This is a genomic window from Neobacillus rhizosphaerae, from assembly GCF_050477885.1.
Classification (GTDB): Bacteria; Bacillota; Bacilli; order Bacillales; family Cytobacillaceae; genus Neobacillus; species Neobacillus rhizosphaerae_A.
Genome location: NZ_JBCNAC010000029.1, coordinates 1 through 12,948, shown reverse-complemented (window position 1 = coordinate 12,948; position 12,948 = coordinate 1). Strand labels below are relative to the sequence as shown.

13 protein-coding genes are annotated in these 12,948 nt (G+C 39.1%); all 13 read left to right on the top strand.

Going from position 1 to position 12,948, the window contains the following annotated elements; genetic code table 11:
- Positions 1-133: 133 nt before the first annotated feature.
- Positions 134-1,522 carry a tRNA lysidine(34) synthetase TilS gene (tilS, locus tag ABES03_RS04075; protein WP_430115374.1) on the top strand — a complete coding sequence of 463 codons (1,389 nt, stop codon included), beginning with the start codon at positions 134-136 and terminating at the stop codon, positions 1,520-1,522.
- Between the two features lie 26 nt (positions 1,523-1,548).
- Positions 1,549-2,094, top strand: a complete 546-nt coding sequence (gene hpt / locus ABES03_RS04070; RefSeq protein WP_430115400.1) for a hypoxanthine phosphoribosyltransferase — start codon at positions 1,549-1,551, stop codon at positions 2,092-2,094.
- Positions 2,095-2,232: 138 nt separating this feature from the next.
- A complete protein-coding gene (gene ftsH, locus ABES03_RS04065; RefSeq protein ID WP_309857059.1) occupies positions 2,233-4,182 on the top strand; it encodes an ATP-dependent zinc metalloprotease FtsH in 1,950 nt (649 codons plus the stop codon).
- Between the two features lie 109 nt (positions 4,183-4,291).
- Positions 4,292-5,059 (top strand): type III pantothenate kinase, encoded by a 768-nt coding sequence (locus tag ABES03_RS04060; protein WP_430115372.1) that lies wholly within the window; start codon positions 4,292-4,294, stop codon positions 5,057-5,059.
- Positions 5,060-5,093: 34 nt separating this feature from the next.
- Positions 5,094-5,972 carry an Hsp33 family molecular chaperone HslO gene (gene hslO / locus ABES03_RS04055; RefSeq protein WP_430115370.1) on the top strand — a complete coding sequence of 293 codons (879 nt, stop codon included), beginning with the start codon at positions 5,094-5,096 and terminating at the stop codon, positions 5,970-5,972.
- A gap of 21 nt (positions 5,973-5,993) precedes the next feature.
- Positions 5,994-6,893, top strand: a complete 900-nt coding sequence (locus ABES03_RS04050) for a peptidyl-prolyl cis-trans isomerase (protein WP_430115368.1) — start codon at positions 5,994-5,996, stop codon at positions 6,891-6,893.
- A 157-nt stretch (positions 6,894-7,050) separates the two neighbouring features.
- Positions 7,051-7,980: a cysteine synthase A gene (cysK, locus tag ABES03_RS04045; protein WP_430115365.1), complete on the top strand. Its 930-nt coding sequence runs from the start codon at positions 7,051-7,053 to the stop codon at positions 7,978-7,980.
- A 187-nt stretch (positions 7,981-8,167) separates the two neighbouring features.
- Complete coding sequence (gene folP, locus ABES03_RS04040) at positions 8,168-8,941, top strand: dihydropteroate synthase (RefSeq protein WP_430115398.1); 774 nt, start codon at positions 8,168-8,170, stop codon at positions 8,939-8,941.
- Positions 8,934-9,293 (top strand): dihydroneopterin aldolase, encoded by a 360-nt coding sequence (folB, locus tag ABES03_RS04035; RefSeq protein WP_430115362.1) that lies wholly within the window; start codon positions 8,934-8,936, stop codon positions 9,291-9,293. The genes folP and folB overlap by 8 nt, the downstream gene beginning before the upstream one ends.
- A gap of 2 nt (positions 9,294-9,295) precedes the next feature.
- On the top strand, positions 9,296-9,823 hold the full coding sequence (folK, locus tag ABES03_RS04030; RefSeq protein ID WP_430115359.1) for a 2-amino-4-hydroxy-6-hydroxymethyldihydropteridine diphosphokinase: 528 nt from the start codon (positions 9,296-9,298) through the stop codon (positions 9,821-9,823).
- Complete coding sequence (locus ABES03_RS04025) at positions 9,775-9,981, top strand: helix-turn-helix domain-containing protein (protein WP_430115356.1); 207 nt, start codon at positions 9,775-9,777, stop codon at positions 9,979-9,981. The genes folK and ABES03_RS04025 overlap by 49 nt, the downstream gene beginning before the upstream one ends.
- A gap of 11 nt (positions 9,982-9,992) precedes the next feature.
- A complete protein-coding gene (gene dusB, locus ABES03_RS04020; protein ID WP_430115353.1) occupies positions 9,993-10,994 on the top strand; it encodes a tRNA dihydrouridine synthase DusB in 1,002 nt (333 codons plus the stop codon).
- A gap of 206 nt (positions 10,995-11,200) precedes the next feature.
- The gene (gene lysS / locus ABES03_RS04015) at positions 11,201-12,685 is read left to right on the top strand and encodes a lysine--tRNA ligase (protein WP_430115351.1); all 1,485 of its coding nucleotides are present in this window, start codon (positions 11,201-11,203) and stop codon (positions 12,683-12,685) included.
- Positions 12,686-12,948 lie beyond the last annotated feature (263 nt).

Below are 12,948 nucleotides of genomic sequence, written 5' to 3'. Positions count from 1 at the left end.
ACAAACGTATTAAGATTGTAATCCTACATTTATAATGCCTAAGTTTTGATAGTTATTTGTGGTTAGTGGTAAGCTATTTGTATTCTAATATTTTTTTTTCAAATACTTTGTTTTAAGGAAAGAGTGCCATACTATGTTGGAAACAAAGATTGAGGATTATCTTAATCGCCACTCGTTTCAATTAGATAACAAACAGATCGTCGTTGGAGTTTCAGGTGGTCCTGATTCCCTGGCACTGCTTCACTATCTGCATTCTCAAAAAGACAGGAAAAATCTTTCCATCGTTGTCGCCCATGTGGACCATATGTTCCGTGGAGAGGAGTCTTATGAGGACGCCATGTTTGTAAAAGGTTTCTGTCAAGAGTACGCTATTCCGTTTGAAATGAGACAGATTGATGTAACGAAAATAATGGAGGGTACAGGAAAGAGTTCTCAAGTAGCAGCAAGAGAAGTGCGATATCAATTTTACTCAGAAATAATGGAGAAGTTTGATTTCCACTATTTGGCCCTCGGTCATCATGGAGATGACCAGATTGAGACCATTCTCATGCGCTTAACTAGAGGCAGCTCTGGAATGGCGAGAGCCGGGATTCCATTTACACGTCCGTTTGGAAAAGGATTTATTTTTCGTCCATTCCTCACAGTAACAAAGGATGAAATTGAGTACTACTGTAAAAAACATGCATTAAAGCCGAGGTTAGACCCTAGTAACTTGAAAAGTATTTATAGTAGAAACCGATTTCGCAAACAGGTTCTTCCTTTTTTAAAGGAGGAAAACAATCATGTTCATGAGCATTTTCAGCGATTCAGCGAAGATTTACAGGATGATGAAGCCTTTCTTCTGGAATTAACAAAAAAACATATGAATTCCGTAATGACAAAAAGAGAAAAGGGCAAAATTACTATTGACATAAAAACATTTCTTGAAATGCCTTTACCTTTACAAAGGAGAGGTATTCAACTAATATTAAACTATCTTTACAAAGATAAGCCTGCTTCTCTTTCTGCCGTACATATCGACCAAGTGTTTTCAATCATTCATCACCGTGAACCTTCAGGTAAACTTGATTTCCCAAATGGTTTAAAAGTTATTCGCTCCTACCATCAATTGTCGTTTCAATTTCAACTACCTAAGGCTAAGCCTTTTCGGATTGAAATCGAGGAACCAGGAATGGTTATGCTGCCAAATGGCGAGAGGATTCGAATCGATTATTTAGACGGGGAAAATCCTGAATTACATCATCCATACACAGCCTTGTTTCATGCGGACGTAATCAAATGGCCGCTTGTCATCCGAACAAGGGAAAATGGTGATCGAATGACATTAAAGGGAATGCAAGGATCAAAAAAAATAAAGGATATTTTTATTGATCAAAAGGTTCCTGTACAGGATAGGGATACATGGCCTGTAATAACCGATAGTGAAGATTGTATTATCTGGCTTCCAGGTTTAAAAAAATCTTCATTTGAAGGTATAGATTACAACGCTAAGCAATATATACTACTCACATACAATAAGTAACGATCTTCTAGGGGGCACATTTTATGATGAATCAGGATATTGAAAAAGTGTTAGTTTCAGAAGAAGAAATTCAAGAAAAAATTAAAGAGTTGGCTACACAGTTAACTGAAGAATATAAGGACCGTTTCCCGCTAGCAATCGGTGTTTTAAAAGGAGCAATGCCTTTTATGGCTGATTTATTGAAGCGGATGGACTGCTATCTAGAGATGGATTTTATGGATGTTTCTAGCTATGGTAGTGCTTTTGTTTCTTCAGGTGAAGTAAAAATCCTTAAGGATTTAGATACTTCTGTAGAAGGCAGAGACATATTAATTATTGAGGATATTATTGACAGTGGTTTAACTCTCAGCTACTTAGTCGATTTATTCCGTTACAGAAAAGCAAAATCAATCAAAATTGTTACTCTGCTTGATAAGCCTACAGGTAGAAAGAGTTCCATCCAGGCAGACTATGTAGGTTTTATTGTTCCAGACGAGTTTGTTGTTGGATATGGATTGGATTATATTGAGAAGTACCGTAATCTTCCATACATTGGGGTTTTGAAGCCGGAAGTATATAGCAATAATCAATAAATTTCATTGAAAATGGAATCAAAATCCCTTCAACGATGGGCTTTCAACACCCTATAGAATTGAGAGTAATTCCTTGAATTAGTAAGATTTTCTATGATACTATTTAATATAGTTTTTACCCTCGGGAGGAGGTAAGAGATGAATCGGATTTTCCGTAATACCATCTTTTATTTATTGATATTTTTAGTCATTATTGGTGTAGTGAGCTTCTTTAACGGAAGCAATGAGACTACGACTCGTTTAACGTATGATAAGTTTGTTCAAAAGCTCGAAAATGGGGAAGTGAAATCTTTCTCCATGCAGCCTGAACGAGGTGTATTTGAAGTTCGAGGCGAGGATAAAGCAAGTAAGAAGTTTATCACTTACGTACCAAACAGTGAGAAGATTCTTGATCGAATAGATAAGTCAGGAAAAGATGTAGAAGTGATGCCGGCTAAAGAAACTAGCGGCTGGGTTACGTTCTTTACTTCAATTATTCCGTTCGTGATTATCTTTATTTTATTCTTCTTCTTATTAAACCAAGCTCAAGGCGGCGGAAGCCGAGTAATGAACTTTGGGAAAAGTAAGGCTAAGCTTTACAATGATGATAAGAAAAAGGTCCGTTTTAGAGATGTAGCTGGTGCGGATGAGGAAAAGGCAGAATTAGTTGAAGTTGTTGAATTCTTAAAAGATCCTCGCAAATTCGCTGAGCTAGGCGCCAGAATCCCAAAAGGTGTTCTATTAGTAGGACCTCCAGGAACGGGTAAAACATTGCTAGCAAGAGCAACTGCTGGTGAAGCAGGAGTTCCTTTCTTTTCAATAAGTGGTTCTGACTTTGTTGAAATGTTTGTTGGGGTTGGAGCATCCCGTGTGCGTGACTTATTTGAAAATGCTAAGAAAAATGCCCCATGTATCATTTTCATCGATGAAATTGATGCTGTTGGACGTCAGCGTGGAGCAGGTCTTGGTGGTGGTCACGACGAACGTGAACAAACCTTGAATCAGCTTTTAGTTGAAATGGATGGTTTCGGTGCAAATGAAGGAATAATCATTGTAGCAGCAACCAACCGTGCAGATATCCTTGATCCTGCATTGTTACGTCCAGGACGTTTTGACCGTCAAATCACGGTTGACCGCCCAGATGTAGTGGGTCGTGAAGCTGTTCTTAAAGTACATGCTCGAAATAAGCCATTAGATGAATCAGTTAACTTAAAGAATATTGCTATGCGTACACCTGGTTTTTCAGGTGCCGATTTAGAAAACTTATTAAATGAGGCAGCCCTTGTTGCAGCCCGCAGCAGTAAGAAGAAAATCGACATGGAAGATATTGATGAAGCAACAGACCGAGTGATTGCAGGACCAGCTAAGAAGAGCAGGGTTATTTCTGAAAAAGAACGTAACATTGTCGCTTTCCATGAAGGTGGTCATACGGTCATTGGGTTAGTACTTGATGAAGCTGATATGGTTCACAAGGTTACGATTGTTCCTCGTGGGCAGGCTGGTGGATATGCTGTCATGCTTCCAAGAGAAGACCGTTACTTCATGACTAAACCTGAATTACTTGATAAAATTGTTGGTCTATTAGGTGGACGTGTCGCTGAGGAAATTGTTTTTGGAGAAGTAAGTACGGGTGCTCACAATGACTTCCAACGAGCGACCGGTATTGCTCGTAAAATGGTAACTGAATATGGTATGAGTGATAAACTAGGACCACTTCAGTTTGGCCAAGGTCAAGGTGGTCAAGTATTCTTAGGCCGTGACATCCACAATGAGCAAAATTACTCGGATGCGATTGCCTACGAAATCGACCTTGAAATTCAAAGAATTATTAAAGAGTGTTATGAAAGAGCTAGAAAGATTCTTACTGAAAATCGTGATAAGCTTGATTTGATTGCTAAGACTCTACTTGAAGTGGAAACGCTTGTTGCAGAACAAATCAAATACTTGGTTGAACATGGTCATATGCCAGATCCTTCTCTTCACTTAGATGCTGTGAAGATTGGACCGAAGAATGATGTCAAGGTAAACATCAGCACGAAAAAGGAAGAGGCACCTAAAGAAGAAAAATCCTTTTTAGATACTCCTCCTGATGACATCGATTATAAGTAAACTACGAAAGAGTGCTTCGCGGAAGCACTCTTTTTTTTCATCAATATATTATTTATGGTATGATGTTTCCGAGTAAAGTAAAGAAAAATCGGTAAAGTGAGTGATAGATTTGATTTTCGTATTTGATGTAGGAAATACAAATATCGTATTAGGTGTATATCAAGGGGATGAACTTAAATATCATTGGCGGATAGAGACAAACCGAAATCGTACAGAAGACGAATTCGGTATGAATATAAAAGCTTTGTTTGATCATTCTGGTCTATCTTTTACCGATATTGACGGTATCATTATTTCTTCTGTCGTACCACCAATCATGTTTGCACTAGAAAGAATGTGTCAAAAGTATTTCCATATAAAGCCGCTAGTAGTGGGACCTGGGATTAAAACGGGACTTAATATTAAATATGAAAACCCGAGAGAAGTGGGTGCAGACCGTATTGTTAATGCGGTGGCAGCGATTCATGAATATGGAAGTCCACTCATTATTGTTGATTTCGGTACAGCTACTACTTATTGTTATGTGAATGAAGAGCGTCAATATATGGGAGGAGCTATTGCTCCTGGGGTGGGCATTTCTACAGAAGCGTTATACTCAAGGGCTGCCAAGCTGCCTCGAATTGAAATTGCTCGACCTGAAGGTGTTATTGGTAAAAATACCGTAGCAGCGATGCAAGCAGGTATTGTTTATGGATATGTAGGACAAGTAGAAGGTATCGTAAAGAGGATGATGGAACAAAGCGGTAAGAGGCCAACAGTGATTGCCACAGGCGGTCTTGCCAATTTAATTGCCCAAGAATCCACGATTATTGATATAGTCGATCCATTTTTAACTTTAAAAGGATTGCAGCTTATCTATAAGCGTAATATGGGATAACCTAAGGATTAGCAGCGTAGAAGGGAGTTTTACCATGAGTGATTATTTAGTTAAGGCGTTAGCCTTTGATGGAAATATACGAGCATATGCAGTAAGAACAACAGAAACCATCCAAGAGGCACAAGATCGTCATCAAACCTGGAGGACTGCATCAGCGGCACTTGGCCGCACGATGACCGCAGGAGTCATGATGGGGGCTATGCTTAAGGGTGAGGATAAGCTTACTATTAAAATTAACGGTGGCGGTCCACTGGGTCCGATCGTAGTTGACAGCAACGCGAAAGGAGAAGTCCGTGGTTATGTCACGAATCCAGAGGTTGATTTTGAATCGAATGAGCATGGAAAGCTTGATGTCCGCCGCGCGGTTGGAACAGACGGGATGTTAGCTGTTGTGAAGGATATCGGCCTACGTGATTTCTTCTCGGGACAGGTTCCTCTTGTATCTGGAGAATTGGGTGAAGACTTTACGTATTATTTTGCAACCTCTGAGCAGGTACCATCTTCTGTTGGTGTCGGTGTGTTGGTCAATCCAGACGATACTATCTTAGCAGCGGGCGGGTTTATTTTTCAATTAATGCCAGGAACCCCTGAATCTATTATTTCACAGGTGGAGGAACGGTTAAGTACCATTCCGCCTGTTTCAAAATTAATTGAGCAAGGGTTAACACCTGAAGAGATTTTAGCGGAGTTATTCGGAAAAGAACAGGTAAAGATTTTAGAAAAGATGCCTGTACAATTCGCGTGTAACTGCTCGAAGGATCGATTTGGCAATGCGATTATTGGATTAGGTAAAGCTGAAATTGATGCTATGATCGAAGAAGACGGACAAGCGGAAGCTCATTGTCACTTCTGTAATGAGAAATATCTTTTCACTAAAGAAGAACTAGAAGAAATGAAAAAGGAAGCTAAATAAGCATTCCTAGGGGGAAAGAAATTGGGGAAGAAGCAGCTTTGGATGGTAATTGCTGCCCTTATTTTGGTGAATGTTCTAACGGTTGCTTTTTTTCAGTCGAAGGTGAAAGAAGCAAGCGGGGCAGCGATGAGCGAGGAAACCGTTGCAACAGTAGGGAAAACGGAGATCTCCAGGCAGGATTGGTTAAATGAGTTAGAAGCCAAATATGGGAAAGATGTCCTAAAGGAAATGATCGATCAGAAAGTTGTTACTGAAACAGCGGCAAAGTACAAAATAAAAATCTCAGATCAAGAGGTTGAGCGTGAATTTAGAATGCTCCAAACCACTGTGGATCCGCTTAGCCAAAAAAATCATGCGAGCGAGAAGAAATGGAAAGAAGAAATACGCAACACCCTTCTGTTAGAAGAGCTTTTAACAAGAGATGTGGACGTGTCTGCAAAAGAATTAAAAAGGTACTATGAAGAAAATAAAGACCTTTTCAATGTCCTTACTGCCTATCATCTATCACATATTGTTGTAAAAACAAAGAATGAAGCAACAAAAGCATCAAAAGAGTTAGCGCATGGATCTAGTTTTTCTGCATTGGCCATGGAGCGCTCGATTGATGAATTCTCAGCTAATGAAGGCGGAGATATTGGGTATATTACTGAAGAGGATGAACGGTATCCCAAAAAATATATAGAAACAGCTAAAAAGCTTAAAAAGGGTGCATACAGTAAACCAATAAAGGTGGATGATGGGTACGTCTTAATTAAGCTAGAAGGAAAGCTGAGCGGAAAAAGTTATTCCTTTGATGAAGTGAAAGAACAAATCCGCAGGCAAATAGCCCTTGAGCAGATGAAAACACCTGCTACCGCCTCAACTTTTTGGGATGAGGCTGAGGTAAAATGGTTTTATGGAAAAGATAAAAATAAAGAGTAAGTCATGGTAAAAAACACAGAAAAAAGTCTGTGTTTTTCTTTTACAAAATATGCGGAATATTTCATATTTTAGCGAGTTAAAACAATTGACAAAACAAGTATAAAACTGGTAAATTCATTATAAATCCAATAAAAATACTCGGAATAGAGGTGCCAATATGGTTCGCGTTGCAAATTCAGTTGCCGAATTAGTCGGCCAAACTCCTATTGTAAAATTAAACAGATTAGTAGATGGAAATAGTGCTGAGGTTTACTTAAAGCTGGAATATTTTAATCCAGGAAGCAGTGTAAAAGATCGTATCGCATTAGCTATGATTGAAGCAGCTGAGCAAAAAGGGTTAATTAAACCTGGAGTAGATACTATCATTGAACCAACAAGTGGTAATACTGGTATCGGTCTTGCTATGATTGCTGCAGCAAAGGGGTACAAAGCGGTCTTTGTAATGCCAGAGACAATGAGCTTGGAAAGACGGAACTTGCTTCGTGCTTATGGTGCTGAACTAGTGTTAACCCCAGGTCCTGAAGGGATGAAAGGGGCTATCGCTAAGGCAGAGGAACTTGTAAAGGAACATGGTTATTTCTTGCCGCAGCAATTTAAGAATGAAGCTAATCCAGAAGTTCACAGAAGAACAACAGGAAAAGAGATTGCTGAGCAAATGGATCAACTGGATGCTTTTATTTCAGGAATTGGAACAGGTGGAACGATTTCAGGAGCAGGAAGTGTGCTCCGTGAAAAATTCCCGGAAGTTACAATCTATGCGATAGAACCACAGGATTCTCCGGTATTATCAGGTGGAAAACCAGGTCCGCATAAGCTTCAAGGACTAGGGGCAGGATTTATTCCTGATACGTTAAATACAAATATCTATGACGAGATTATAAAGGTTGGAACAGAAGAAGCTTTTGAAGCATCGCGCCGAGCAGCTAAAGAAGAGGGGATTCTTGGCGGAATCTCTTCAGGAGCAGCTATTCACGCAGCAATCGAAGTGGCAAAGAAGCTTGGAAAAGGTAAAAAAGTGTTAGCCATCATTCCAGATAACGGAGAACGTTACTTAAGTACTCCATTGTACCAATATGACGCAGAGTAAATAAATAGAGAGAGGCATTGGCGATTGCCAGTGCTTCTTTTTTTGCATGAAAAATGAAACAATTTTTAATTTCATGTATGATAAAGGAAGTGAAAAATTTTAGCTAGGAGGAATTGGGTTGAATGCACACCAAAGACAAATTCATTGTGGACCTTATACCTTAGACTTTACAAAGAAAACTATTATAATGGGAATTCTAAATGTCACTCCAGATTCCTTCTCTGATGGCGGTAAATATAATCATATTGAAAGAGCAATTGAACATGCCAAAGAAATGGTAACGAATGGTGCGGATATTATTGATATTGGCGGAGAATCAACTCGACCAGGCTTTGCGGCTGTTTCTGTAGAGGAAGAATTAGAAAGAGTTATTCCTATTATTAAGGCGATCTCAGAGCATGTCCAAGTACCAATTTCTATTGATACCTATAAAGCAGAAGTTGCCAAACAGGCCATTGAAGCAGGAGCTCATATTATTAACGATATTTGGGGAGCGAAGGCCGATGAGCAAATGGCCCTTGTCGCTGCTCAATGTGATGTTCCTATTGTCTTAATGCATAATCGACATGATCGGAACTATCAAAGTTTTATGAGAGATGTTATAAATGACCTTTTTGAAAGTATTGCTATTGCAAAAAAAGCTGGAGTAAGAGATGAAAATATAATCCTCGATCCAGGTATCGGTTTTGCGCGGGATTATCATGAAAATGTGCAGACAATGCAAAGTTTAGATAAATTAGTGATGCTGGGCTATCCAGTGCTTCTAGGGACATCAAGAAAATCATTCATTGGACAAGCATTAAATCTCCCTGTTGATCAAAGAATGGAAGGTACGGGAGCAACGGTTTGTTACGGAATACAAAAAGGCTGCCAAATCATTCGTGTGCATGATATTAAAGAGATGAGTAGAATGGCAAAAATGATGGATGTTCTAATGGGGAAGGGTGAAGTCCTTGGATAAAATATATGTCAACAGGATGGAATTTTACGGGTATCATGGTGTATTTCCTGAGGAGAACCGATTAGGACAACGTTTTGCTGTTGATTTATCAGTGACAGTTGATTTGAAAAAAGCAGGAGAAACGGATGAGCTTAATCATTCCGTCAATTATGGTGAACTTTATCAAGTGTGCAAAGAAATAGTTGAAGGAGAACCATATAAGTTAGTGGAAGCTGTTGCAGAACGAATTGCTAGCAGTGTGTTGAAGCAATTTCCTTTAGTTTTAGATGTGACGGTAAAGGTCGTTAAACCAGACCCGCCTATTCCTGGTCACTATCAGTCTGTAGCAGTAGAAATTACGAGGAGAAGATAAAAGTGGAAAATACAGCATTTATTGCCCTTGGTTCAAACATAGGAAACCGCTATGATAATCTAATGAGTGCCATTAAGCGTTTATCAGATTATTCACAGATAGAACTAGTAAATTATTCCTCAATTTACGAAACGGACCCTGTTGGCTATGAAGACCAGGATCTGTTTTTAAATATGGTAATCGAGATTCAAACAGTATTTAGTGCAATAGAACTATTAGAAGTATGCCTGAAAACAGAATTAGAACTTGGGAGAAAAAGGGAAATAAAATGGGGGCCACGTACAATTGACCTTGACATTCTCCTTTATAACCAAGAAAATATTGAAACAGAGAAGCTAATCGTTCCGCATCCGAGAATGATAGAGCGGGCGTTTGTAATGATACCACTTTTAGAAACAAATAGTGACATCAGTATTCCAGAAATGGAAAAACCTCTTGCAGCATGGTTAAATGCTATACCTGATAAAGAAGGAGTCCGGATATGGAAGCAGAAAAATGGGGAAGACGTATTCGAGCCTATCGAAAGCTAAAAGGTTTTACACAAGAAAGCTTCTCGAAGGAACTAGGTGTATCAGTGTCAATACTAGGAGAAATTGAAAGGGGAAACCGTCTGCCGGCAGACGATTTACTACAGCGAATCGCACACTCCTTAAAAATAACGATAGATGATTTAAGTCCTAAAGAATAGGAGGTCGTTTTATGCTGAAAATAGGCGACATTGAAATAAAGAATCCAGTCGTACTAGCGCCAATGGCTGGGGTATGTAACTCAGCGTTCCGTTTGACGGTAAAGGAATTTGGTGCAGGTTTAGTTTGTGCTGAAATGGTAAGTGACAAAGGGATCGTTTTTAAAAACGAAAAAACGATGAATATGCTCTATATCGACGAACGTGAAAAACCACTAAGCTTGCAAATTTTTGGTGGTGAAAAGGATACACTCGTTGAGGCGGCAAAGTTTGTCGATAAAAATACGAATGCGGATATAATCGATATTAATATGGGATGCCCAGTTCCGAAAATTACCAAATGTGACGCAGGAGCAAAATGGCTGCTTGACCCTAATAAAATCTATGAGATGGTATCTGCTGTTGTGGCTGAGGTAGAAAAGCCAGTTACCGTTAAAATGCGCATGGGATGGGATGAAGAGCATATTTTTGCGATTAAAAATGCTCAAGCTATTGAGCGTGCGGGCGGTAAGGCGGTTGCCCTTCACGGTCGTACACGTGTTCAAATGTATGAAGGAAAAGCAAACTGGGACATTATTCGTGAAGTAAAACAATCTGTTAACATTCCTGTTATCGGTAACGGTGACGTGCAAACACCACATGATGCGAAGAGAATGTTAGATGAAACAGGTGTTGATGGGGTTATGATCGGTAGAGCAGCCTTAGGGGACCCGTGGATGATTTACCGTACAGTTCAATATTTAGAGACAGGTAAATTAATGCCAGAGCCTTCTGTTCGTGAAAAAATAGATGTGTGTATCCTGCATTTAGATCGGTTAATTGCACTTAAAAATGAGCATATTGCAGTCCGCGAAATGCGTAAACATGCTGCATGGTATCTAAAAGGCGTACCTGGAAACGGAAGAGTCCGTAATGCCATCAATGAGTGTAATACAAGAGAAGACCTAGTCATCCTTCTTAATGGATTGGTTGCTGAGGTCGAAGAATTAGAACAAAGTGAATTAATCGTAGGTTAGTTTGACATCTAATCTATCTTTTTCTATACTATTTTTGATTAGAATGAAGCTGCCAGTTGAACAACTGGCAGTTTTTATTCTATATATGAACTTTTTTGATGTCTGAATTCTTAAGTTTGTGTAAAATAATATAGTATGTAAAAAAAGTGATAATGCGCGGATTTGTTTAGCGTTTTACATAAAAAAGAATATTGGAGTTGATTGCATTGAGTCAGGAAGAATTAAATGACCAATTGATGGTCAGACGCGAAAAAATGAATAGCATGCGTGAACATGGTCTTGATCCATTTGGTAAGCGATATGACCGTTCTCACAGCGCAATGGAATTAATCAATCAGTACGGAGAAGTTGAAAAAGAAGACCTTGAGGCAAAGAATGTCGCTGTCTCTCTTGCGGGTCGTATTATGACTAAGCGTGGTAAAGGTAAGGCAGGATTTGCTCATATTCAAGATTTAACTGGTCAAATTCAAGTCTATGTCCGTCAGGATGCGATTGGTGAAGAATCCTATAAGATTTTCGATTCTGCTGATTTGGGTGATATTATCGGAGTAACTGGTACTCTATTTAAAACAAAAGTTGGCGAACTTTCTGTAAAAGTAGAGAACTTTGAATTCCTAACAAAAGCATTGCGCCCACTTCCGGATAAGTTCCACGGTTTAAAGGATGTAGAACAACGTTACCGCCAACGTTATTTGGATCTAATCATGAGCCAAGAGAGCAAAGCGACCTTTATCGCTAGAAGCCGTATTATCCAATCTATGCGGCGCTATTTAGATGACCATGGTTATTTAGAAGTGGAAACACCAATGATGCATTCAATTGCTGGTGGAGCATCTGCTAGACCATTCGTTACGCATCATAATGCTTTAGATATGCCATTATTTATGAGGATTGCTATCGAGCTTCACTTAAAGCGCCTAATCGTAGGTGGACTTGAGAAGGTATATGAAATTGGCCGTGTATTCAGAAATGAGGGTGTGTCTACACGCCACAACCCAGAATTCACTATGATTGAGTTATACGAAGCGTATGCGGATTATAGAGACATCATGAGCCTAACAGAAAATCTAATTGCTCATATTGCCCAAGAGGTAGTAGGAACAACCACTATCCAATATGGTGAATATGAAGTAGACCTTAAACCAGAGTGGAAGAGACTACACATGGTAGATGCGATTAAAGAATATACCGGTGTAGATTTCTGGAAAGAAATGAGTGTAGAAGAGGCTCGTCAACATGCCAAAGAACATGGAGTAGAGATTAACGACAATATGCTTTACGGCCATATTGTTAATGAGTTCTTTGAGCAAAAGGTTGAGGAAAAATTAATTCAACCTACCTTTATTTATGGCCATCCTGTAGAGATTTCACCGTTAGCGAAGAAAAATGAGGAAGATCCTCGATTTACAGATCGCTTCGAGTTGTTTATCGTTGCTCGTGAACATGCAAATGCCTTTACTGAATTGAATGATCCAATTGACCAAAGAGAACGTTTTGAAGCACAATTAAAAGAGCGTGAGCAAGGTAACGACGAAGCCCATATGATGGATGAGGATTTTGTTGAAGCGTTAGAATATGGTATGCCGCCAACAGGTGGTTTAGGAATTGGTATCGACCGTCTAGTGATGTTGTTAACCAATTCACCATCTATTCGTGACGTTCTATTATTCCCATTAATGCGTCATCGTTAATTTTAAGGAAAAGTGTCGGATACACCGGCACTTTTCTTTTTAGGAATATTGTATGAATATTTTTACTTTGCATAAATAGCAATAAAAGCGGAAAAGGCTATTGCGCCTAATCATTATTGGTGGTATATTAATATCTGTTGCTGCGAGACAGTAACTTAGTAAGAAAAAAGAAGTTAAAAAAGTTATTGACTTTCGGTTGATAACTTGGTAAGATAATAAAGTCGCTTTTGAGCGAAAAAGACATTGCTCTTTGAAAACTAAAC